This window comes from Paenibacillus sp. CF384 (genome assembly GCF_900106745.1).
In the GTDB taxonomy this organism is placed as follows: domain Bacteria; phylum Bacillota; class Bacilli; order Paenibacillales; family Paenibacillaceae; genus Paenibacillus_Z.
The window spans coordinates 96,340-120,244 of sequence record NZ_FNNV01000018.1; the positions used below are offsets into that span (position 1 = coordinate 96,340).

15 protein-coding genes and 3 tRNA genes are annotated in these 23,905 nt (G+C 49.0%); 16 read left to right on the forward strand and 2 right to left on the reverse strand.

Going from position 1 to position 23,905, the window contains the following annotated elements; translation table 11 throughout:
- The first annotated feature begins 21 nt into the window (after positions 1-21).
- Complete coding sequence (locus tag BLW29_RS24755; RefSeq protein ID WP_177186810.1) at positions 22-1,638, forward strand: response regulator transcription factor; 1,617 nt, start codon at positions 22-24, stop codon at positions 1,636-1,638.
- Positions 1,639-1,707: 69 nt separating this feature from the next.
- On the opposite strand, the gene BLW29_RS24760 is transcribed toward BLW29_RS24755, so the two are convergent.
- The gene (locus BLW29_RS24760; protein WP_090984659.1) at positions 1,708-2,760 is read right to left on the reverse strand and encodes an LLM class flavin-dependent oxidoreductase; all 1,053 of its coding nucleotides are present in this window, start codon (positions 2,758-2,760) and stop codon (positions 1,708-1,710) included.
- Positions 2,761-3,029: 269 nt separating this feature from the next.
- Here BLW29_RS24760 and BLW29_RS24765 point away from each other — a divergent pair.
- The 9 genes from BLW29_RS24765 (at position 3,030) to pyrB (ending at position 12,998) form a co-directional block, all read left to right on the forward strand.
- Positions 3,030-3,104, forward strand: a tRNA-Glu gene (locus BLW29_RS24765).
- Between the two features lie 5 nt (positions 3,105-3,109).
- A tRNA-Lys gene (locus BLW29_RS24770) sits at positions 3,110-3,182 on the forward strand.
- 39 nt (positions 3,183-3,221) lie between these two features.
- Positions 3,222-3,303 (forward strand) — tRNA-Leu (locus BLW29_RS24775).
- A gap of 332 nt (positions 3,304-3,635) precedes the next feature.
- The gene (locus BLW29_RS24785) at positions 3,636-4,289 is read left to right on the forward strand and encodes an HAD family hydrolase (protein WP_090984663.1); all 654 of its coding nucleotides are present in this window, start codon (positions 3,636-3,638) and stop codon (positions 4,287-4,289) included.
- Between the two features lie 160 nt (positions 4,290-4,449).
- Positions 4,450-7,821, forward strand: coding sequence for a GH36-type glycosyl hydrolase domain-containing protein (locus BLW29_RS24790; protein WP_177186811.1), 3,372 nt, complete (start codon positions 4,450-4,452; stop codon positions 7,819-7,821).
- 174 nt (positions 7,822-7,995) lie between these two features.
- Positions 7,996-8,361: a hypothetical protein gene (locus BLW29_RS24795; protein ID WP_090984665.1), complete on the forward strand. Its 366-nt coding sequence runs from the start codon at positions 7,996-7,998 to the stop codon at positions 8,359-8,361.
- 150 nt (positions 8,362-8,511) lie between these two features.
- Positions 8,512-10,482, forward strand: a complete 1,971-nt coding sequence (locus BLW29_RS24800) for a glycoside hydrolase family 127 protein (protein ID WP_090984666.1) — start codon at positions 8,512-8,514, stop codon at positions 10,480-10,482.
- Between the two features lie 160 nt (positions 10,483-10,642).
- Positions 10,643-11,995 carry a TrkH family potassium uptake protein gene (locus BLW29_RS24805; RefSeq protein WP_256208872.1) on the forward strand — a complete coding sequence of 451 codons (1,353 nt, stop codon included), beginning with the start codon at positions 10,643-10,645 and terminating at the stop codon, positions 11,993-11,995.
- An 82-nt stretch (positions 11,996-12,077) separates the two neighbouring features.
- Positions 12,078-12,998, forward strand: a complete 921-nt coding sequence (gene pyrB / locus BLW29_RS24810) for an aspartate carbamoyltransferase (RefSeq protein ID WP_090984670.1) — start codon at positions 12,078-12,080, stop codon at positions 12,996-12,998.
- A 120-nt stretch (positions 12,999-13,118) separates the two neighbouring features.
- Here the strand turns inward: pyrB and map are convergent, their stop codons facing one another.
- Positions 13,119-13,862 carry a type I methionyl aminopeptidase gene (gene map, locus BLW29_RS24815; RefSeq protein WP_090984672.1) on the reverse strand — a complete coding sequence of 248 codons (744 nt, stop codon included), beginning with the start codon at positions 13,860-13,862 and terminating at the stop codon, positions 13,119-13,121.
- Between the two features lie 153 nt (positions 13,863-14,015).
- Between map and BLW29_RS24820 the strand changes: the two genes are divergently transcribed.
- The 6 genes from BLW29_RS24820 (at position 14,016) to BLW29_RS24845 (ending at position 23,178) form a co-directional block, all read left to right on the forward strand.
- Positions 14,016-16,397, forward strand: coding sequence for an AraC family transcriptional regulator (locus BLW29_RS24820; protein ID WP_090984673.1), 2,382 nt, complete (start codon positions 14,016-14,018; stop codon positions 16,395-16,397).
- Between the two features lie 198 nt (positions 16,398-16,595).
- Positions 16,596-17,543, forward strand: coding sequence for an ABC transporter permease subunit (locus tag BLW29_RS24825; protein WP_090984674.1), 948 nt, complete (start codon positions 16,596-16,598; stop codon positions 17,541-17,543).
- A gap of 14 nt (positions 17,544-17,557) precedes the next feature.
- Complete coding sequence (locus BLW29_RS24830; protein WP_256208874.1) at positions 17,558-18,460, forward strand: carbohydrate ABC transporter permease; 903 nt, start codon at positions 17,558-17,560, stop codon at positions 18,458-18,460.
- A gap of 107 nt (positions 18,461-18,567) precedes the next feature.
- Entirely contained in the window at positions 18,568-20,145 is a 1,578-nt protein-coding gene (locus BLW29_RS24835; protein WP_256208885.1) for an ABC transporter substrate-binding protein, read from the forward strand.
- 98 nt (positions 20,146-20,243) lie between these two features.
- Positions 20,244-22,331 (forward strand): right-handed parallel beta-helix repeat-containing protein, encoded by a 2,088-nt coding sequence (locus tag BLW29_RS24840; RefSeq protein ID WP_090984678.1) that lies wholly within the window; start codon positions 20,244-20,246, stop codon positions 22,329-22,331.
- A 139-nt stretch (positions 22,332-22,470) separates the two neighbouring features.
- Positions 22,471-23,178, forward strand: coding sequence for a DUF554 domain-containing protein (locus BLW29_RS24845; RefSeq protein WP_090984681.1), 708 nt, complete (start codon positions 22,471-22,473; stop codon positions 23,176-23,178).
- Positions 23,179-23,905: the final 727 nt, after the last annotated feature.

Below are 23,905 nucleotides of genomic sequence, written 5' to 3' on the forward strand. Positions count from 1 at the left end.
CCCATCGTAGCAGATGGCTTGATGGAGCTGCTGCAAGGCATGACACATTTAAACTTGAAATTGTATAAGGCATATTCGGGAACGAAGGCACTCGACATTCTGAGAACTGAAAAGATCGATATCGTGCTGAGTGACATCAAAATGCCCGGCATGCATGGCATCGATCTGCTAAAGGAGATTAAGGTGAGCTGGCCAAACTGCAAAGTGATCTTTCTAACGGCTTACGATGACTTTGCCTATGTGCGCAGCGCGATATCGCTCGGTGGGTTCGAATATATTTTGAAAATTGAAGGGGACGACAAAATCGTCCGGACCGTTGAAAAAGCAATTACTAGTCTGAACGAAGAAAACGTCGCCAGAACTTTAATTCACGGTACTGAAAGGCATATGACCTTGGCCGATACGGCTCCACAGGAAGCCTGTGCATGGGAGTTGCTAAGCGAAGAGAAAACGAATGAGACTGACCTAATTCATGCATTGGTGGGGATGAACCCCTCTATTCGGGCTGATTTGCCTGTGCAGATGGTGATGGGGAACTTTAAAGAGTGGGACGATGTGAAGGAGCAAGATAAAGCAGGGCTGCTCGCCACCGTTCAAAATATTATTGAGCAATATACGGGGGACTGCGCCCGTTTATTTATTCTTAGTGGCCATGATTCTCAGTTTCTACTCTTAATTCAAGAGCACGGCGATGGTTATGATGGGGCTGAAACAGTTTCCTATATTCGCAACAAGTTGGAACCGATTCGCCAAACGTGCCGAAAATTGCTCGATATCCAGATCGCTTTCGTTCTGCACGATTTACCGGCAGGTTGGAGTGGGTTTCGTCATGTTTTTGAGAATTTGAAGCGGGAAATCACCCGTGGAACAGATATTTCTTTGGGAATGATCGAAACGGGAGCACTTAGCGAAACTACCGTACAATCGGGCAAAAATGAGAGCGGTACAAACTATTTTCAGCTGCATAAAATTCGGTTGTTAGACAATTATTTAGCGAGCGGAAACGAAGCTGATTTTACGAAATTGTTTCATGAGCTGAAGGCTTTTCTATTGGAGGATTCGACGTTTCGGCTGCACAAGCTGGAATGCCTTCATGCGCTCCATGCCGTTTTTGTATCGAACATCATGGCTTGCCAAATGACGGATGAGCTGGACATGGCTTTAGAGATATATAAAAGGATTCATCTTAGCGGTGACAAACCTTGGGAAGAGCTTCAACAGCAATATAAGCAAATTGCATCCTCCATTTTCGAGTATAAGCGAACCATGGCAAGCGAGAATTCGCCGGAGTGGATCGATAAGTTGCATACGTATATCGAGGCACATTTAGCTGATGATCTGACACTTCCTATGCTGGCCTCACAGGTGAACTTTAATCCTTCGTATTTTTCCCGATTCTATAAGCAGAAGACGGGGATTTCGCTATCTGATTACATTGCGGATATGCGTAATACAACGGCTAAGGAACTGTTGAAGTGCAACAAAATTAAAATTCAAGATGTCGCAATGAAAGCCGGCTATCAATCGAGTATGGCGTTTATTCGTTTTTTCAAAAAGCAAAATGGGATGACACCTCAAGAGTTTAGAAGAAAGATGTCGTCTGCCATTCTTGTTTCTGAAGCGAACCATAAATATTAACGAAGTGGAATAGAGAGCGTGCCCATTCTCAGCAGCAATGTCGCTGCGAGGATAGGCACGCTCGTTTCTTTATTCGTTGGCTTCCAAACGGGCAAGCTCCTTGCGCACGATCGGTGCTACTTTGGTGCCAAGCAGCTCGATGGCATGCAGTGTTTCCTTATGCGGCATCGTGCCGACGTTCACATGAAGGAAGAAACGCGTCACGCCTAAGTTCTTGTGCAGGAGAAGGATCTTCTCAGCGACATATTCCGGGTCGCCAACGTAGAGAGCGCCGCGAAGGCTGCGCGCCGCGTCGAACGTGGCACGGCTGTAAGGCTGGGTCCAGCCGCGTTCACGCCCAATGACGTTCATTTGGGCTTGAGTCGGGAGGAAGAAGGCTTCAGCGGCTTGTTCCGTTGTATCGCTGACGAAACCATGGGAATGAGTCGCGATTTGCAAGGTTGCCGGATCATGTCCCGCGCGAACGGCCGCTTCTTTATATAGTTTGACTAGCGGAGCGAAGCTCTCGGGCATGCCGCCGATGATGGCGAACGCAATTGGCAGCCCAAGCATGCCGGCTCTGACCGCGGATTCCGGATTTCCGCCGCTGGCGATCCAAACCGGGAGCGGCTGCTGAACCGAGCGCGGGTAGACGCCGAGATTTTGGAAGGCCGGGCGATGGCCGCCGCGCCAACTGACTTTCTCTGAGTCGCGAATCGCGAGCAGCAGCTCCAGCTTCTCTTCGAATAGTTCATCATAATCGTTTAGGTCATAACCGAAGAGCGGGAAGGACTCAATAAACGAACCACGTCCTGCCATAATTTCCGCACGCCCGTTCGAAATGCCGTCTAGAGTCGAGAAGGATTGATAGACGCGGACCGGATCATCCGAGGACAGAACAGTTACCGCGCTTGTGAGTCGGATGCGTTTCGTCATAGCTGCTGCAGCAGCAAGTACAATAGCAGGGGCGGAGCCGGCATAATCCAAGCGATGATGCTCTCCTACTCCATAGACATCAAGTCCTACTTGATCGGCGAGAACGATTTCTTCAACCGCATGCCGCAATCTCTCCGCATGGTTAACGGCTTTACCGGTCGTAAGGTCATTCGTTGCTTCTAAGAAAGTGCTAATTCCGATTTCCATATTCGCAGTAGTGCTAGTGGTGGTCAATTTATTTCTCCTCCTTTATTACTACTAGTGTACTCAGATCTGCGGAAGAAAAACAAGCTAATATCGAATAGTTAGTAGGTTTTTAGGGGAACGTATCGATGGGGGAGGCGCTGAATTATTTTGGCTATAATTGTAAAATATAAGTTGTGAAATGAATTGAAAAAAATGCTTGCTATTGCTTTATGGTTTAGATATAATAACACTTGTCGTTTGAAAAGCATGTCGAAAAACGACGAAAATTAGGCCCGTTGGTCAAGTGGTTAAGACACCTCCCTTTCACGGAGGTAACAGGGGTTCGAGTCCCCTACGGGTCACCATTTACGAGCCATTAGCTCAGTTGGTAGAGCACCTGACTTTTAATCAGGGTGTCGTAGGTTCGAGTCCTACATGGCTCACTTTTACCTCATTCGATATGGACAATCACATATCACTTCGCGGTCGTGGTGGAACGGCAGACACACCATCTTGAGGGGGTGGCGCTCACAAGGCGTGAGGGTTCAAATCCCTCCGACCGCATTCCAAGAAAAACCCGTAATTCCTTGTAGCATAAGGAATTACGGGTTTTTCTGTTTATTAACAATCTGGCTTTCGGCGTAAGAAGCGAACCAGGAGGTCTACATGAGCGGGAATGCCGGGTTTTTCGGCGCAAGAAGCGAAGCAGGAACAGGAGGTCTACATGAGCGGGATTACCGGGTTTTCGGCGCAAGAAGCGAACCAGGAGGTCCACATGAGTGAGATTACCGGGTTTTCGGCGCAAGAAGCGAACCAGGAAGTCTACATGAGTGAGAATGCCGTTAATCTGATAAAATGGTTATCATATCCTTTTATAAACAAGGGGGAGTTCTCGTATGTCTATTCAGGCCGTCTTATTTGATTTTGATGGAACGCTCGCCGATACATTACCATTATCGTTCAATGCCTTTAGATCCGTGTTTAAACAGCATGATCATCGCGAGGTGACCAACGATGAGCTTGTTGCCATGTTTGGTCCGACAGAGGAAGGCATTATAGATGAGAACTTCACAAACAAAGCTGCGGTCTTACAGGCCATTGAGGATTATTACTCGTTCTATGAGAAGGGACATGACCATAATGTTCCTAATGAACAGGAACTGGTAGATTTACTTCAGCATCTGAAGGAGCAAGGTGTGAAGATTGGCGTCATTACCGGGAAAAGCAGACGTGCATTTGCGATCTCATCCGAGGCGTTACAATTACAACAATTTTTTGATGTCACGATTACAGGCGATGACGTCGATAAACCGAAGCCGGATCCGGAAGGTATACATAAAGCGCTGCATATATTAGGTGTAGATTCATCTAATGCCATATTTGTTGGGGATAGTAATGCAGACATTCTCGCAGGTAAGGCAGCCGGGCTTCGTACGTACGGCGTACGTTGGTTATCTACTTATCAAAGCTCGGTTTATGATATTTTGCCGGATGGCTTGTTTAACAGTGTGGCACAATTTTATAAGCTGCTTGAGAACGAGGATAAATGAAGAACGAATAGATCAGGCAATAGGGAAGTGACGTTTCGACGTCGCTTCCCCTTTTTTTGTGAATTCGATCATGCGGGAAAGGTGCCGAACATGGTATTATAGAGTTAGTGATACGTTTCACTAAAACAAACGAATAAAATGGAAATGAGAGTGGACTAACGTGAATAACTCAGTCGAAACGAGCAAATCCCTTTCCAGAATCTCATTAAGCGGGGGAGGCCTGCAGTTTACCTTTTTGAACAGCGGAGACTTGTATCAGGCCTCTCACGGAGATGTACTTATCAATCAAGTACTCTCCAATGCTATCGACGGATCGTTTAACAATGTGTATCTCAGGCTATTTGCCGAAGATGGAACGATTGCGGAAGTTTTTCCATTGTTAGGCGTCCAATCGCAAAGCCGCTTTGCTTATTCTGAGCATGCTGCCGTGTGGGAGGGATCGGCGAAGGGTATCTCCTACAAGGTTATTTTCCGGTTATCGGATCGCGGCATATGGTTCTGGGATATCGCCTTGAGCGGTGATGGCGTTCAAGTGGATCTTGTGTATGGACAAGATATCGGCATCGCCAACCGTGGCGCTGTCCGCTCTAATGAGGCTTACGTCTCGCAGTATATCGGTCATTCGGTGTTCCAAGACACGAGCAAAGGCTGCGTCATTTGCTCCAGACAGAATCAGCCTCAGCAAGGGAAATTCCCGTATTTGCAGCAAGGGGCGCTAACGGGTGCGATCGGCTATTCCACCGATGGATTCCAGCTGTTCGGCTTGTCTTACAAAGGAACCAATGAAGCGGCAGGCCTTAAGCAGGCATCATTAGCCAATGAGGTCTACCAATACGAGTTTGCTTATGCGGCACTGCAATCGGATCGGATACAGCTGTTCGGCTCGGCACGCGTCGTGTTCTATGGCTTATACAAGGACAATCATACCGATGCCGTTGCTGCGCTTGAATTTGGTGACGAGATTGCGGAAGCTTGGGCATGGGCAGAATCACAGGCGCCGCTGGACGCTGTTCAAGAGGTAGAGAAGGTTTCGCTTCATTCGACGATCGGACAGCCGCTTCAATCGGCATCATTGACCGAAGCCGAGATTGAGCAGCGTTACCCATCGCGTCAACAGGAAGAGCGGGATGGAGAGACATTGCTGTCCTTCTTTACGCCTACGCATGAGCATGTTGTCCTTAAGGATAAAGAGCTACGGGTAGAACGTCCGCATGGTCATATTATGATGACAGGCAATAACGATCGGATGAACGAGCAGGTTCTGGCAACGACCTCATTCATGTATGGTATCTTCAATTCGCATATCGTAGTAGGCAACACGTCGTTTAACAAAATGATGTCCAATGCTCGCAATGCGCTCAATATGATGAAGACATCCGGTCAACGCATCTATGTCGAGCTCGAAGGAAGCTATCGTCTGCTGGCACTGCCATCCGCCTACGAGATTGGCTTCAACTATGCCAAGTGGGTTTATAAATTGCCTGAGGATCAGATTGTCGTGACGAGCTTTACGACGGTGGATACCCCGGAGGTGCAGCTGCAGGTTGTTTCCGAGAACGGCAAATCGTATCGTTATTTGGTAACGAACCAGGTAACGATGGATAATAACGAATACGAAGTCCCGTTCCGCATGGAGCAAGAAGGCGATGTTGTTACATTCCGCGCGGATGATCGTTCATACAGCCGCTCCGTTTACCCAGATCTATGCTACCGCATGAAGCTCTCAGGCGCTTCGATGAGCATCGGCGATGAGCGACTGCTGGCGGAACATGTCCAGCCCGGCGATGCTTCATTAGTTGTGTTAAGTGTTGCTGCTGCCACAAATTGGAGCTTAACGATTCAGGGACTATTGAATGGTGAAGAGCTGCCTTTTGTGACTCGCAATGTGGAAGATGAAGCAGCTCGTTACCGTGACTTCTATTATAGCGTGATGAATGGCTTTGAACTTTCCTTAGATGGAGCCGTATCGGACGAGCTGGAGAAAGTGAATACGCTCGCTTGGTGGTATACGCACAACATGCTCGTTCATTTCTCCACGCCGCATGGTCTAGAGCAATATGGCGGGGCCGCTTGGGGCTCGCGTGACGTCTGTCAAGGGCCGGTGGAATATTTCATGGCTACGCAGAAATATGAAGTTGTTCGTACGATCCTGCAGACTGTATTCACGCATCAATATGAGGATACAGGCAACTGGCCGCAGTGGTTTATGTACGACAAGTACAACAAGGTGCAATCGGAAGAAAGTCACGGCGACATTATTGTATGGCCGCTGAAGGTCATCGGCGATTATTTGAATGTGACCAAAGACTACAGCATTCTGGAAGTGCAGCTTCCGTACACGGATCGGCATACGTTTGGGTTAACGGAACAGACGGATTCGCTGCTCGGTCATGTGCGCAAAGAAATCGATTATATTAAAGCGCATTTCCTGCACGGCACGAATTTGTCTTCTTACGGTGACGGGGATTGGGACGATACGCTGCAGCCGGCTAACGCGCAGCTCAAGAAGTATCTGGTCAGTAGTTGGACCGTATCCTTGACCTACCAAGTGATGAAGCAGTTAGCTGCGGCACTCGTTAATTACAACAAGGACTTGTCGGATGAACTTAGTGTTTTGGCATCTGGCATTCAAGCCGACTTTAACCGTTATATGCTGCCAACCGGCACGATTCCGGGCTTCTTGTACATGGAGAATCCGGATCAGGTGAAGCTGATGATTCACCCGGATGAGAACGAGACAGGCATCCAGTACCGATTGCTGCCGATGACCAGGAGCATGATCGGCGAGCTGCTCACCAAAGAGCAAGCCTATGCCCATTACGACATCATTAAGGAAAAGCTGTATTTCCCGGATGGCGTTCGTCTGATGAACAAACCGGCCGTCTATAACGGCGGCGTTAGCACGCGCTTCAAGCGTGCAGAGCAAGCCTCTAACTTCGGACGGGAAATCGGTTTGCAATATGTGCATGCGCATATCCGCTTTGTCGAAGCGATGGCCAAGCTTGGATTCCAAGATGAAGCATGGAAAGGGCTGCAGATGATTAATCCGGTTGGGTTGCGCGACGTCGTGCCGAATGCGGAAATTCGTCAGAGCAATGCCTACTTCAGCAGTTCCGACGGGAAATTTGGCGACCGTTATGAGGCACAGGAGCGATTCGATGAGTTAAGACAAGGCAAGGTTCAAGTGAAGGGCGGATGGAGAGTGTACTCCAGCGGCCCGGGAATCTACATGAACCAGCTCATCTCCAACTGTCTGGGCATTCGCCAAGAGGGCGGCGATCTTGTCATTGACCCTGTGCTGCCGAAACATCTGAACGGTTTGCAGTTTGAGTTCCGTTTGCTGGCTAAGCCGATCCGTTTCGTCTATCATCTGGATGGCGGCAGTGCTGAACGCCGGGTAACCCTTAACGGAGTGGAGGCTTCGCTTCAGCCGACAGCGAACCGTTACCGTCAGGGCGGCGTACGGATTAGCCGTGAGACGCTTCTTGCCGGATTGCGAACAGATCAGAATGTAATCGAAATCTATATGTAATTTGCAAGGCGCATCGATATCGTATCGATGCGCTTTTTTGTATACCGCGTTGAATACAAGTTGTATTGAAAATAGTGCCAACATCCTAAATTTTGTGATATATAGTATTAAGGTGGTTCATATGGAATAGTGTGGAATACCTACCATAATAGTTGCGTTTGCGAGGGATCCGGTATGAAGGAACATTCGCGCAGCGACAGCAAGATTTATATCCAGCACGATGCTGCATCAACAGTCATGAACGAAGCACTTATTGATTATTATCTGGATACCCGTAATTTTAAGGCAATTGCCAAGCTGCAGGAGTATCAATCCCAGACTTGCAGCACTTGCTGGATTAAAGCGAGAGATTCCGCCGACGGCACGTATTATGTCCCTGAGCAGGTGATGGAACAGATTCAGTGCAAGATCAACGCCATTGCGGCATCCGGTACGGTTTACATTGCAGATCCGATTTATTTCATCGAGCAGATGCGGGAGCAGCTTGTGACGGAGTACCTGAATTGTGATGAAAGCCCGTATTATTTTGTACCCATCTGAAGAAGACAGCCATCGAATCGTTTCGAAGGCTGTCTTCTTTTGGCTCATAATAAATTTGATTATGCAGAAGGTGTTAATCTATTCCATGTCGAAGAAACAGAGGAGGTTCGACCACATACGACATGGAGACAGAGGAGATTTGAGTCTACAATGAGCAAATTAACGCAAGTGAATTGGAAAGACATATCACTAGGTGAAGGCTTCTGGGGCAAATGGCAGCACACCAATGCCCGCGCTACCGTAAACGCAATTTATGACCGATTCAACGAAACAGGCCGAATTGACGCGATGCGACTGTCTTGGCAAGAAGGCATGGACAACAAACCGCATATTTTCTGGGATTCTGATGTGGCCAAATGGATGGAAGGCGCAGCTTATATTTTGTACTACCATCCGGATGAAGAAATTAGCAAGAAACTGGAAACGGTTATTGATTATATTGAACAGGGCCAGGATGTGGATGGTTATTTCAATTCGTATTTTTTGACATGCGAACCGGTGAATCGTTTCAAAGACCGCACTGCGCATGAGCTCTATACGGCAGGTCATATGATGGAAGCCGCTGTGGCTCATTATTACTCCACGGGTAGTAAGCGCTTTCTGAATATCATGACACGTTTTGCTGACTGCATTGAAACCGCATTCAAGCTTGAAGGCACTGCAAACTATGCGGCTCCAGGTCACCAGGAAATTGAATTGGCACTTGTTCGGTTGTGGCAGGCTACCGGAGAGGATCGTTATTTGGAGCTCTCCAAACATTTTATCGACATCCGCGGTACGGAAGCGCGTGATCGCATTTTCTCCGTGAGAAACGGAACTTGGCCGGCTAGCCCGCCTCTTAACAGCCAGTTATTGTACAACGATACGTATGCGCAGGATGATGCGCCAGCGCGCCAGCTGCCAGCTGCAGCAGGTCATGCCGTGAGAGCGATGTATTTCTACTCCTCGATGGCTGATATCTCCAGAGAGTATGACGATAAGGAATTGTATGAAGCTTGCTTACGGCTATGGGATGATGCAACGCTTCGTAAGATGTATGTAACCGGCGGGGTAAGCGCTGAACGGTTTGGCGAAGCCATTGGCGCGGCTTATATGCTGCCTAATCAAAGCTCCTATGCGGAGACTTGCGCTTCTATTGCCATGGCATTCTTCGCGCAGCGGATGTTCTCCATTGAGCCGGATACGCGTTATGCCGATATCATTGAGCGTCAGATGTATAACGGTGCTCTGGCTGGACTGTCTCTTGATGGGACGGGATTCTTCTACGATAATGCGCTGCAGTCTGTGCCGGCTCATAATGATTTCTTGAAAGGCGTCCACGATACTCGGAATCTGTTCCCTAACTACCGACGTGAGCGTGTATTCGAATGCTCCTGCTGCCCGCCGAACATTCTGAGGTTCATTGCGGCCATTGGCGAATACGTCTATGCTACGGAGCAAGATACGTTGTATATCAGCCAATATGTGCAGAGCAAAGCGAATATCAAGCTGGCTTCGGGATCGATGCAAGTAGAGCAGGCAACGAATTATCCATGGACGGAAACGGTAACGGTTCAAGTAGGCGGAGAGACTGTCGAAGGTGCCGCTCTTGCATTCCGTATGCCGGGCTGGTGCACGAATCCAACAGTGGAGATCGACGGTACAGTGGTATTTGACGGCAACACAATCACTGACGGTCTCGTATTGAAAAATGGTTATCTGCATATACCGGTGAGCTTGATTAGGAAGGGTACGGTTTCGCTCCGCTTCCCGATGCCGGTTGTTGAAATTGAATCCAATCCGCTTGTGTCCGAGAGCAGCGGGAAAGTCGCGCTCATGCGCGGACCTGTTGTATACTGCTTAGAAGCTGTAGACAATCCGTTTACCATCTTCGATATGACGATTCTTCGTCAGCCGGAGTACAGTCATTCTACTAGTGACATTAATGGAGTTCCGATGGTCATGCTTCACGGCAAGGCTGCAGTACGGTCCACAGAAGATTGGAATCAGGCGCTGTATCGTCCAAGCGGCTCCCGCTACACGAACGTGACGTTTACGGCTGTTCCTTACTTTGCATGGGCTAACCGCGAACCGGGCGAGATGGCCGTGTGGCTTCAGAAGGAATCCAACTTATCCGGGTAAACGATTCACACTGCATGCCAAGGCTGCCCTTTCGTGGGGCGGCTTTTTTGGGTAGGAATGAACCGAGCGACTGACAGGAAGTTGTATCCAAAAACATTGTCGATTAAACTAGAAGAGTCGGTATTATATCAGGTCTACTTAAGGAGTCATGTTCTTACTTATGCTCAGAAAATTAATCCGCAAAATGTCCCCGGCGAGGCTGATCGTTTCTGTTTATGTGTTGGGAATCCTGTTCATTACGCTGCTGCTCATGCTGCCGGTCAGTTGGAAGCCGGGCGTGCGCTTGTCATTCATTGACGCTTTATTCACTGCTGCCAGCGCAGTGAGCGTTACTGGACTTACAACGGTCAGCACAGGTGATTCCTTCAGCGTCTTCGGAGCGGCTGTCCTCATCTTCGCCTTTCAATTCGGTGGGATTGGTATTATGACGCTCGGCAGTTTCTATTGGTTCTTACTCGGGGAGAATATCGGTCTGCTGGAGCGAAAGCTCATTATGATTGATCAGAACCGGAATCAACTGTCTGGACTCGTCTTATTGATGAGGCTTGTCTTGCTGCTCACGCTTGCGATCGAGCTGCTAGGAACGGTTATATTCGGTGTTTATTTCTATACGACCGGCGCGTCAGATACGATATGGAGTGCTTTCTTTAACGGGTTGTTCCACGCCGTTTCCGCTTTTACGAATGCGGGCTTTGACTTGTTCGGGGATTCGCTTATTCGTTACTCGGACGATTACTTTGTGCAGAGCGTAACGATGTTATTGATTGTACTTGGTGCAGTTGGGTTTCCCGTACTTGCGGAACTGACCGAATGGGCTAGGAAGAAACAGAAGCGGTTTCGGTTTTCCTTATTCACGAAGGTTACGATGGTCACCCACGCCGTGCTTATTCTGCTCGGCTTCGTAGTGATTTGGCTCACGGAAGCGGGCCATTCGTTCGCGAATATGCCCATCCATCAGCAATTGATGAATGCGTTGTTCACTTCTATCACGTCGCGCAGCGCAGGTCTTACAATCATCGATATGTCTTCGCTGCATCAGGCGTCACAGCTGCTCATCTCGGTATTGATGTTCATAGGGGCAAGTCCGTCAAGCGTTGGCGGAGGTATCCGAACGACGACGATTGCCGTTATTGTTATCGTGATGATCAACTTTGCCAAAGGCGAGAAGGAAATTCGGCTCTTCAACCGCTCGATTAGCAAGGATGACGTCTATAAGAGCTTTGTCTTCTTATGCATGTCCGTGCTGCTCGTCATCGTAGGCATATTCGCCGTCCTCATGGCGGAAGGGCATCGTTATGATCTCTCTGCCGTGCTGTTCGAGGTCACTTCCGCTTTCGGCACGTGCGGACTGTCGACGGGCATCACAGGATCGCTTCATGTTTCGGGCAAAATCACCCTCATTCTACTCATGTTCATCGGTCGAATCGGGATGTTCCTGTTCTTCTCCTTGTTCACTTCCGGGAAGAAGAAACCGGATATTAAGTACCCTGAAGAGAAGCTGATTATTGGATAACTTATCACCAGGATGGTTTGAATGTACGGGTAGGACTAGCTTATAATCGAATGGACAACGCGCGTAAAGGGGATGGCGAAGTATGAGTGGTTTGTATCATGTACTCGGAGCGAAGCAATTCGATCGAGGAGAGCTGGATGAGCTGTTCGAATCCGCGAAAGGCATGGAGCTGGTAGCGAAGGAAGGCGGCAATCAGCGTTTCCCGAACAAAATAATGAGCACGCTCTTCTTCGAGGCGAGCACGAGGACCCGATTCTCGTTCGAATCGGCTATGCACCGACTGGGCGGCCGCGTCATCGGTACGGAGAATGCGAGCCAATTCTCGTCCACCATTAAAGGTGAAACGTTGGAGGATACGATCCGCATTATTTCGGGCTACAGCGATCTCATCGTGATGCGCCATACGGATATCGGAGCTGCGAAGCGCGCGGCCGCGGTTTCCAATGTACCCGTCATCAATGCGGGCGACGGATCCGGCGAGCATCCCACGCAGGCCCTTCTTGATTTGTATACGATTCAGAAGGAATTCGGCAGAATCGATGGGCTGCATATCGCGATGATCGGCGACCTGACTTATGGCCGTACCGTGCATTCCCTGAGCTACCTGCTGGCGAATTACAAAGATGTACATCTGTCCTTTATCTCGCCGGATAATGTGCGAATTCCTTCCTATGTCAAACAGTACTTGGATGAGAAAGGCATATCCTACGAGGAAACGACGGATCTGTCCGGTATTGCCAGGAAGGCGGATGTGTTCTACCAGACGCGAATTCAGAAGGAGCGATTCCCTTCCCCGGAGGAGTACAGCAAGGCGGAAGGCCAGTATATTATCGACCGCAAGCTGTTGGATGAGATGAAGGCGAATGCCATGATTCTTCATCCGCTGCCGCGTGCCGGAGAAATTCATCCGGAAGTCGACAGCGATCCGCGGGCGGCTTATTTCAGACAAGCTCAGAACGGATTGTATATTCGGATGGCGCTTGTGGAGAAATGCTTTAGTTAGAGTGATTGTGAAGTTGTTGTTTCTCCGGAACAGTGTCCCCCGCCGGTGAAAATAAAAAGGCTGTATTCGGCAAAGCGGCGCAGAGCGCACTTTCCGAATACAGCCTTTTATACGTCATTATTATTTGGTAAGAATGATCGGACCTTCGTCCGTAATGGCGATGGTATGCTCATACTGAGCAGAGAGACCGCCGTCCATCGTGCGTGCCGTCCATCCATCGGAATCGATTTTGCTTTGCCATACGCCGGTATTCAGCATCGGCTCGATGGTCATGACCATGCCGGCTTTCAGTCTGATTCCGCGACCCGCAGGTCCATAGTGAGGCACTTGCGGTTCTTCATGCATATCTTGCCCGATGCCGTGACCGATAAACTCACGAACAACGGAGAAGCCTTCTGCTTCGGCATGCTTTTGGATTGCGTTCGATACATCGCCCATGCGGTTGCCCACAACGGCTTGCTCGATGCCTTTGTACATCGCTTCTTCGGTTACTTTGAGCAGCTTCTTCGCTTGCGCGGATACTTTGCCTACCGCATAGGACCAAGCGGAATCAGCGAGCCAGCCATTCAAGTTGACGACCATATCAATGGTGACGATATCGCCTTCCTTCAGCGGCACAGCCGAAGGGAAGCCGTGACAGATGACGTCGTTGACGGAAGCACAGGTTGCGTACGCGTAGCCTTTGTAACCTTTCTGCTCCGGCTTCGCGCCGTGCTGCTCCATGAATTTCTCGGCAAATTGGTCAATTTCATTCGTTGTAACGCCGGGTTTAATCATTTTTGCGATTTCGCGGTGGCAGGCTGCGAGAATTTCGCCTGCTTTGCGCATATGCTCGATTTCATCTTTGGTTTTAATTATGATCATGTTACACCTCTTTAATGGCTAATTATAATGAAAAAATCGCCCTTCGTAAAGAAACCGACATTACGACACCGCGCTAAATACATCTAGCAGTCTGAATCAACATTTGACATAATAATAGGTAAACGAAGTTTCGGTGCTAAAGGGGGAGCAACTATGAAAGGCTTCGGTATCTATAAGTCGAAGAAATATTTGCAGCGTGTCTTAATCTCCATCATGCTTTCCATGGTCGTAGTGCTCATGGCACTGTCCGTAGCGAATACGTATGTGCTGGAGGACTCCGTCAGACGCAACCAAGAGCAGTCTAACCTCAAGGTATTATCGCAAATTCAATATAATCTCACTTACATGAACGAAATCATTACGCATCTTTCCAACTACGTCAATAAAGACAATCAACTTGCCACGCTCCTGTTCGACATGAAGCTGCCTAAGATGGACTTCATTCGCGGTTACCAACGGCTGTCGAGCATTATGGACAGCGCTTCCTTCCTGCATTCCATGGCCATCTATAATCACACGCAAAATGAAATCTACGGCACGACAAGCGCCTTCCTGCTGGACGGCGGCCAAACAAAAGCTAAAATTCGCGATTGGCTCTTCGATGCTTCGAAGCCGCATCCAACCTCGCGGCTGATTCCTGTCAGCTTGGAGAAGGCAGACGGCGGAATCGATGCCTTCGCATTTCTCGTTACGAACTCGCTGAAACCGTTCTCCAGGGCGGAATCGGCTATTATTCTATACATCAAGTCCGACTGGGTATTCGAGAGTTTGAAGCGGATGGATGCCGTCAGCAGCGACAAAGAGGGGAATGAAATTTACATTGCCGATCAAGACGGCCACCTCTATTCCTCCGACGACGCTGTAACCGAACAGGACAAGGCTAAGCGCGACCAAATCAAACAGCTGGTGCAGCGTGATAAGGACATGAACAAGCAGCTCTCCGGTTTTGTGGTCGGGGATATCGATGGGAAAAAGCAGCTCGTCTCGTATATGGATGACGGAGTTCGGAATTGGACGATCATCTACGTGCAATCCTACGATTTGCTGATGAAGGATGTTCGATCAACGCGGACGAAATCATTTGCCATCACGGGCATCTTCCTGGTCCTGTCCATTGGCTTATCGATATGGCTGTCCTATAAGCTCTATACGCCGATCGAAAGGATGCTGCGCCGCATTCGCTTGCAAGCACCGCGAGACGAACAGAATCCTGCCGTTTATGAAGGCGATGAGTTCCATCTGATGAGCGACAATTACATGCGGCTTTCGGATAAGCTGCAGGAGATCAGCTCGGAGCAAATCGTGAGCAAATATTATTTGCGCAAGCTGCTGACGGACAGCAGTCTGTTTACGCATCATGATATGCTCGAAGTCATCGAGAAGCATGGGCTTGGCATAGCGGTAAAGGACGAGTTACTGGTCTGTGTCCTGCGAATCGATGAATTTCAGGCGTTTGACCGCAATACGACGGGAGCTGCGAAGAAGCTGTACAGTTTTGCAATGGTTAACATCGCGCATGAAATTATGGCGAAGCGGTATCGCTGCGAAGTGGTTGAGGTGCGAGGCGACCATGTGGTGTTGATCGTATCGAATGATTCAGCGAGCGCTGACCAAGGCGGTCATGCAGCACTTATACCGGATTCAGCAACAACGTTCTCCGAGCAGGTCGTACCGATTGTGCGAGAAATCCAGCAAACGATCCTTCATTTCTATGGCATCTCGCTCTCATGCGGCGTAAGCGACCCGATTCCGCAATTTCCGTATATTTCGTCGGCTTATAATCAGGCTCTGCAGCTCTGCAGCTATAAGATTATCCATGGTCATATGGCTACGATAGTCCCCGAACAGATTAGAGAGAACTTACTGAGCAAGCAATCCGCCATCCCGGATGCCATCGAACGTAAACTGTCAGAAGCGTTGAAGAAAGGTCAAATGTCCGAGGCGGGAAGCGAGCTGGAGAAGGCATTTACGCTGCTTGCAACCTTCGGATATGACGATATGCTGAGGGCTGTCTCCAACTTGGCATGGGTGGTGAAGAATACGGCGGCGGACATTGCCAATAACCGCGTTATCAAATTTGATGTCGATTTGGAATATGCGACTCAAATTACGCAGGAGAAAGAAACGCTGGAGGAAATGTACATTGCGCTGCTGGCGCTTTGCGCTAGGATCTGCGAAGGTCAACGTCCGGCAACGATGGAACGCAATGATATGATTCTGGAGACGATTAAGGAATTGGTGGAACAGAAATACGCAGATATCAATTTAAGTCAGCAATCCATCGCGGCTACCGTGAAGCTATCGTCGGCTTACATCGGCAAGATGTTTAAAGACAGCACCTCGATGTCCATAACGGAATACATGAACGAAGTCCGCTTGAAGCATGCACAGCTGCTGCTGGAAACGGATGATTATACGGTCATCGAAATTATGGAGAAATGCGGATATTCCAATCCGAGCTATTTCTTCCGGTTGTTCAAAGGGAAGTTTGGAAGTACGCCAAAGGAATATCGAATGAAGAAATCCATCTCATAACGGACTTATCTTATGACCGCCGTTTCCACAAAGCCTCTCGAGGCAGTGGGAACGGCGGTTTTATTAGGTCTATAAGCCTGTAAACTGCATAAATTCGAACATTTTACACGTGCAAGATACAGCTTTTCGAAAATCGTATTCTATATTTCGCTGCCCTGGCATGGCAACATGAAGGTCAGAAGGAGGAGGTCACAAGTCATGATGGATTCGGGTCAAAGAAGCAAAGGAAACTGGCTGAGCCGAGAATGGCGGCATGTACGCAAGAACAGAGAGCTGCTGTTGCTTTCCGTGCCAGGCATTCTTTACAAATTAGTCATTAATTATTTCCCGATGGTCGGTTTGATTCTAGCGTTTAAGTTCTTTCGGTATGATCAAGGCATCTTCGGCAGCAGATGGGTAGGATTCGACAACTTTGAATTTCTCTTCAAGTCGCAGGATGCGCTTCGTATCATTCGCAACACCTTGCTGTACAACTGTACGTACATCGTGCTTGGCACGGTAACCGCGCTGCTCTTCGCCTTGCTGCTTAATGAAGTGTCAGGAAGAATGGTGAAGATTTACCAAACCGCGATGTTTCTGCCTTACTTTATATCGCTGGTGCTCGTGGGTTACATTGCTTATGCGTTCCTGGAGCATAAGAGCGGTTATTTGAACGGTATTCTGCAGAATCTCGGGATGGAGCCGCATAACTGGTATTTTGAGACTACGCCTTGGCTCTTTATTCTGCCATTAGTATCGGTATGGAAGGGTGTCGGTTTCTCCACGCTCGTCTATTACGCCGGCATAATGGGCATTAACAGCGAATATTACGAGGCGGCCAGGCTGGACGGTGCATCCAGAGTACAAATGATGACGCGAATCACGCTGCCGCTGCTGAAGCCGCTTATTATTATTTTGTTTATCTTGGGTCTTGGCAATATTTTCCGCGGAGATTTCGGATTGCACTACTTTGTACCTAATAACGTGGGGCTCAACTTTGCTACGACGGATATTATTGATACTTACGTTTATCGTGCACTCACGAAGCTTGGTGACATTAACTCAGGCGCAGCTGTCGGATTCCTGCAGTCTGTGGTCGGCTTGGTGACCATTGTATCAGCGAATTATCTGGTGCGTAGAGTCGATAAGGACAGCGCTTTATTCTAGGAGGAATTGTGGACATGTCGAATGCGAATGCGAATGCGAAATCCATGCAGCAATCTAATTGGTTCATCAATGTATTTTTCATTATCGTCAGCGCGCTTATTGTGCTTCCGTTTCTGCTCGTTATCGCGGTATCGATTACCTCTGAAAATAGTCTCGTTCAGAATGGGTATCGCTTCATTCCGAGTGAATTCAGTTTGGAGGCCTTCCGCATTGTGCTGAAGGAACCAACCATTATGCTCCGCGGCTATGGCGTCACGATTACGATTACGGTCGTTGGTACGGTGATTGCGCTGCTGCTTACCGCGCTGACGGCGTACCCGATCTCTCGGCGAGATTTTCGATATAACCGCCCGCTCACGTTCTATGTGTTCTTTACCATGTTGTTCAATGGTGGATTAATTCCGTTCTATATCCTGATGACACAGTACTTGCATCTCAAGAACTCGCTAGGTGCGCTTATTATTCCGCTGCTGCTCAGTCCCTACAATATTCTCATTATGAAGGGCTTCCTGGACAAGATCTCGCTTGAAATCATTGAATCCGCGAAAGTAGACGGCTCCAGTGAAACGCGGATATTTATCCAAATCATCCTTCCCTTATCGACGCCTGCACTTGCCACGCTTGGACTGTTCATTTCATTCGCTTATTGGAATGATTGGTTCACATCCTTGCTCTTTATTGACAACGATAAGTTTGTACCGCTGCAGCTGCTGCTTGTTCGGATCCTGTCGCAAATCGAGTTTCTGGCCAATTCACCGTTGGCAGAAGCGGCCAGCAAGCTGCAATTCGCTAATTTCCCGACATTATCGGTTCGCATGGCAATGGCGATCATGGCAGGTGGGCCAATGCTCATCGTCTTCCCTTTCTTCCAGAAGTTCTTTGTAAAGGGCATCACGGTTGGTTCCTTGAAAGGATAAAGTCGAATTCCATGAGAGGTGGTGAGGAGGCAAGGAATTACAAAGTTGTTATTGCTTAAATACAAGGTATGGGGTTAACTAAAAACGGAGGTGTCTTTCAAGTGAAAATGAAATCATCGTCTACTGTTCTTAAATGGTGTTTACTCCTTCTATGCTTCAGCATCATCGCAGCTTGTTCCAGCAATAACAATGGGAACAACAAGAATGCGACCGAGAACACGGCCGCAACGAATACAACCAATACAACGACGGAAGAACCGGCTGCGAATAATACGGCAGAAGAGCCTGTCAAAGAGGAGCTTCCTGAAGTAAAATTAACGTTCTACTATCCAAGTAACCCGCCAGGACCGGATCAACAAGCCGTTAATGACGAAATCAATAAATATTTGAAAGAGAAAATTAACGCAACGGTTGATTTGAAGCCGCTTTCTTTCGACGAATACGATCCGAAGCTCAATACGATCATGGCTGCAGGCGAAGAATTCGATGTCGCATGGGGCTCTAAATACTGGCTGCTCAGCTATCAAGCAAACATCGATAAAGGCGCACTGCTTGAACTTACTGACGACATGATCAGCAAATATGCACCTGAAGCACGTGCCAACATTCCGGATAAATTCTGGCCGGATATGAAAGCCAATGACGGCAAAGTATATGGCTTCCCGGTTTACCAAGTTGCGGCTAAGACGAAGAGCTTGGTCATTCAGAAGCGTTTTGCCGACAAATACAACCTTGATGTCAGCACCATCCACACATATAAAGACATTGAGCCGTTCCTGAAACAAGTTAAAGAAGGCGAAAAGGATGTCATTCCTTTCGGTATGGGCATGAACTCATGGGGCTTCTATACAAGTCCTGACTGGGTGGGTACAGACGGATTGGCCGTTTCGTACAAGAAAGACGACCCGAATTATTCCATTCTGACGGGTGAAGAGCAAATCAATGCGAAGAAAGAATACTACGAAACGATGCACAGATGGTATAAAGCAGGCTACATCAACGAGGATGCTCCGATTCTCAAAAACTTCGGAGACCTGGAGAAGAAAGGCAATGTCGCAGTCGGTATTGAATTTACGACTAAGCCAGGCGGCGAGATCGATGAAATGAATAACAACGGCGGCAATGAAGTTATCTATGCTCCGATTTCCGACAGCTACTTCACAGGTATCGCGAGCGCTATGCAGGTCGTTAGCAAAACGTCCAAAAATCCGGAACGTGCTTTAATGTTCATTAACTTGTTAAACACAGATAAATTCCTGTACAACTTGATCTGCTACGGTATTGAAGGCAAACACTATACGAAGAAAGACGGCGACTACATCGAGCCGATCAAAGATTCCGGTTATGCGCCGAATGTAGACTGGGTGTTCGGTAACCAGTTCAATGCTTACCTGAAAGCGCCACAAACCGCAGATGTATGGCAAAAAACGATCGATCTGAACAACAGCGCAATGGTTGCTGCATCGTATGGCTTCTCCGTTAACCAAGATCCGATCAAGTCGGAGCTTGCTAACACAAATGCGGTTAACAATGAATTCGCGCAAGCACTGGAAACCGGTGCCGTTGATCCTGCCGATATCATGCCGAAATATATCGAGAAGCTGAAAGCGGCAGGTCAAGAGAAGATCGACCAAGAGATCCAGAAACAATGGGATGAGTTCCTTGTGAAGCAAGGCCTGAAGTAATCATAAGGGTTACTGGTAAGAGGTAACGAAGCCAAAGAGGCAGGGGGAGCAGTACGGTACCTCTGCCTCTTTTTACATGGAACGGGAGGGCTATTCAGATGGAGTTGTTTGTTTCGGTTAAGGATGGCGATGATGCTAACACGGGGATGACTGCTGAGGCGGCTGTTCGGACACTTGAACGCGCTAGGGAACTGGTACGAATGAAGCTGGCGGAAGCCTATAAGCAGGACATTACCGTTTGGATTAGCGGCGGGCGGTACGAATTGACGGAACCGCTGCGTTTGGATGAGCGTGATTCTGCTGCTGATGGGTACTCGGTGACCTATCGCGGTACTGCACAGGATGAAGAAGGTGTCACGATTAGCGGCGGAAGCGCGATTACAGGTTGGGAGCCTTATGATGACCATACCTATCGTGTCCGGCTGAATGCAGGTAGTGCAATTCATACGCTCTATGAGAATGGGGAACGCGCATGGACGGCGAGGAGTCCCAAACAAGGTTACCATGTCGTTGCCGGTAGAGGAGACGGTGATTCGAGAACCGGGTTTCGATTTCATAAGGAGGATGTTCCGAGATTCGAGCACGGGCCGGGTACGCAAGGTGCGCAGATCCACATATGGCCTGGGGAAGGCGAGTGGAATTGGTTCACGGAAACGAAAACGATCGACCGTATTAGTTGGGAAGAAGGGATAGTCTCGTTCAAAGAACCTGCGCCATGGGGGATCGACCAAGGCTCGCGGTACAGAGTTCAAGGGGCGTTGTCGCTCTTGACGGAACCGGGGGAATATTACTTCGACGCGGCTAGCGGCGAATTATACTATTATCCGAGGCAGCTGCCCATTGAGGAGCAAGTGATTGCAGCTCCTGCTATGAAGCGGGTGATTGAGCTGGTAGGCAGTTCGCCTGACACCCCGGTGAAGGGCATTGTGCTTGAAGGATTAACGGTGGAGTGCTCCGATTATGCGCAGGAATATCGAATGCCGGATAGCAACTGCGAGCACTTGGAGAGCCGACATGGACTCGTTTATCTCGAGAATGCCTGCGGTATTTCCGTTAGAGGCTGCCGGCTCTGGAACAGTGGCTTCAGCGGCATCGTACTGAATGGATATTGTCAGGGGAATGAAATCTCGGACAATCTGATTGAGCATACCGGCTATAACGGTGTCTATGTGATCGGCATCGCTCCGGGAGAAGGCGACTATGATAGCGCCGAGCAGGCTGATGTGAGCAAAGGGAATCTCATTACGAATAATTTGATCCGGTTCGGCGGTGAACTCATTGGTCACAGCTCAGGCATTCAGCTTTATCAAAGCGGAAGCAATGAAGTGTCACATAACGAGATTCACGGCATGCCGAGATATGGCATTTCGCTGAAAGGGTTACGACAAGGCGCCATGGAGTCATCCTATTACGGGACGGAGGTTACGTGGGAGAATCATTGGGATTTCACGCACACGCGGAACAACCTGATTACTCGCAATAACTTCTGGGATGTGATGAAGGACAGCCAAGATGGCGGGATGCTGGAGTCTTGGGGAGCGGGAACCGGCAACCGGATTATCGCCAATCGGTTTCATCACAGCGGCATTTATTTCTCCTTCGGCTTCTGTATTTATTTGGACGATGCATCGGATCACTATCACGTCTCGCATAATGTGATCCATGATTTGTACAGCGCGGGCAGCGGCGTGCTGTGGTTTGTTGTGTTCTCCAAAGGCATCGGCAACCGGATTGAGAACAATCTGCTGGTACGGAACGATGCGCGGGCTGCCTTCGGCACGCAAGAAATGGCCGGTGAGGAGAATCGAGATATAACGATTCTGCGTAACCTTGCAGTGAGCTCGGGGGATCAGCTGTATCATTTCGTCAATTGGAAGGATGACCGGCTGCTGGAGGCGGACTTCAATCTCTATGACAATGGGACGAAGGAGCTGACCGTGAGCGGCATCTACGGGGATGACAAGCGAGGCCTCGTACCAATTCCATGGGAAGCTTGGCGCAATATGGTGGATGGCAAATTTGATGCGCACACCTTGAACGCGGATGCGATGCTAATCACAGAAGGGGAAGGCGGCCACGTGCAATTTACGCTGGATCCGGCATCGCCAGCATTCGGTCTTGGCTGGGAAGCGATCGATATGAGCAGCATGGGCTTGAAGGAGACCTTCCCGTTTCCGCGGGGTTGAATAAATTGAGCAGTTTACCTCAGTGCGACGCGCAGGGGCCAGATGCAAATTTTCACTGGATGAGGTGTGTGAAGAGTTCTATCACGAGTAGCTTCCATGTTACGATAGACGGGAAGTGACCATAAAGGGGTAGAACAAGGTGGTATTGACGGGGGCAGTCGTAAATGCAGCTGCAATAATTGGGGGAGGCACGCTTGGCATCGTGCTTCCTCATGTAAAAGAAGAAATGAGAAAAACGGTTATGGCCGGAATGGGGATTCTTGTTCTTGTTCTCGGTATCGGCATGGCGCTTAAGTCCAACAATTTTGTACTCGTGGCCTTTAGTTTAGCGATTGGCGGGATTCTTGGCGAGCTGCTTGCCATTGAGCATAAGCTGCAATTACTAGGTGAACGTTTGCAGAAATTAATATCGCAAGACAAGCCAAGCAGCGTCGCGGAAGGGTTTGTTACGACGACACTCATATTCTGCATCGGGGCTATGGCGGTGCTTGGGTCGCTGGAGAGCGGCTTGCATAACAACCATGACATCTTATTTACTAAATCGATATTGGATGGATTTCTCGCGCTGCTCTTTGCATCGACCTTAGGCGTAGGTGTACTTTTCTCCTCGGTGCCAATTCTGTTGTATGAAGGAGCACTTGCGCTGTTTGCTTCCGTCATTACGACTTGGATCGGTCAGACGATGCTGGACGATATAATCGTAGAAATCACGTCTATCGGCGGGGTTTTGATTATGGGCATTGGCATTAATATCTTGAACGTGATGCGAATCAAGGTCGCGAATTTGCTGCCGTCGATTCTAATTGGCGCTTGTCTTGTGCCGATTCTAAAGTGGCTGGGCATTTGATCGCGGTAGCTGAGAGTCGGGAAATCCGACTCTCAAGGCCGAAACCGCGCCAAAATGAGGCTGAGAGTCGGAAAAACCGACTCTCATCGATTCAACTAACCAATCAACCTCCGCTCCGGTAGCTGAGAGTCGAAAAATGCGACTCTCAGCGCCGAAACCGCACCGAAAAGAGGCTGAGAGTCGGAAAAACCGACTCTCAGCGGTTCAACTAGCTAATCTACCTCCGCTCCGGTAGCTGAGAGTCGAAAAATGCGACTCTCAGCGCCGAAACCGCTCCAAAATGAGGCTGAGAGTCGGAAAAACCGACTCTCAGCGATTCAACTAGCTAAGCTACCTCCGCTCCGGTAGCTGAGAGTCGAAAAATCCGACTCTCAGCGCCGAAACCGCGCCAAAATGAGGCTGAGAGTAGGAAAAACCGACTCTCAGCGGTTCAACTAGCTAATCAACCTCCGCTCCGGTAGCTGAGAGTCGAAAAATGCGACTCTCAGCGCCGAAACCGCTCCAAAATGAGGCTGAGAGTCGGAAAAACCGACTCTCAGCGATTCAACTAGCTAAGCTACCTCCGCTCCGGTAGCTGAGAGTAGAAAAATCCGACTCTCAGAGCCGAAACCGCGCCAAAATGAGGCTGAGAGTCGGAAAAGCCGACTCTCAGCGGTTCAACTAGCTAATCTACCTCCGCTCCGGTAGCTGAGAGTCGAAAAATGCGACTCTCAGCGCTGGAAATGCG

Excerpts from the sequence above, each read along its gene's own strand:
- map (WP_090984672.1), bottom strand. The coding sequence starts at position 13,862 with ATGATCATAATTAAAACCAAAGATGAAATCGAGCATATGCGCAAAGCA.
- BLW29_RS24800 (WP_090984666.1), top strand. The coding sequence starts at position 8,512 with ATGAGCAAATTAACGCAAGTGAATTGGAAAGACATATCACTAGGTGAA.
- BLW29_RS24755 (WP_177186810.1), top strand. The coding sequence starts at position 22 with ATGGAGCTGCTGCAAGGCATGACACATTTAAACTTGAAATTGTATAAG.
- BLW29_RS24835 (WP_256208885.1), top strand. The coding sequence starts at position 18,568 with ATGAAATCATCGTCTACTGTTCTTAAATGGTGTTTACTCCTTCTATGC.
- BLW29_RS24785 (WP_090984663.1), top strand. The coding sequence starts at position 3,636 with ATGTCTATTCAGGCCGTCTTATTTGATTTTGATGGAACGCTCGCCGAT.
- BLW29_RS24825 (WP_090984674.1), top strand. The coding sequence starts at position 16,596 with ATGATGGATTCGGGTCAAAGAAGCAAAGGAAACTGGCTGAGCCGAGAA.
- BLW29_RS24760 (WP_090984659.1), bottom strand. The coding sequence starts at position 2,760 with ATGGAAATCGGAATTAGCACTTTCTTAGAAGCAACGAATGACCTTACG.
- BLW29_RS24830 (WP_256208874.1), top strand. The coding sequence starts at position 17,558 with ATGTCGAATGCGAATGCGAATGCGAAATCCATGCAGCAATCTAATTGG.
- BLW29_RS24820 (WP_090984673.1), top strand. The coding sequence starts at position 14,016 with ATGAAAGGCTTCGGTATCTATAAGTCGAAGAAATATTTGCAGCGTGTC.
- BLW29_RS24805 (WP_256208872.1), top strand. The coding sequence starts at position 10,643 with ATGCTCAGAAAATTAATCCGCAAAATGTCCCCGGCGAGGCTGATCGTT.
- pyrB (WP_090984670.1), top strand. The coding sequence starts at position 12,078 with ATGAGTGGTTTGTATCATGTACTCGGAGCGAAGCAATTCGATCGAGGA.
- BLW29_RS24840 (WP_090984678.1), top strand. The coding sequence starts at position 20,244 with ATGGAGTTGTTTGTTTCGGTTAAGGATGGCGATGATGCTAACACGGGG.
- BLW29_RS24795 (WP_090984665.1), top strand. The coding sequence starts at position 7,996 with ATGAAGGAACATTCGCGCAGCGACAGCAAGATTTATATCCAGCACGAT.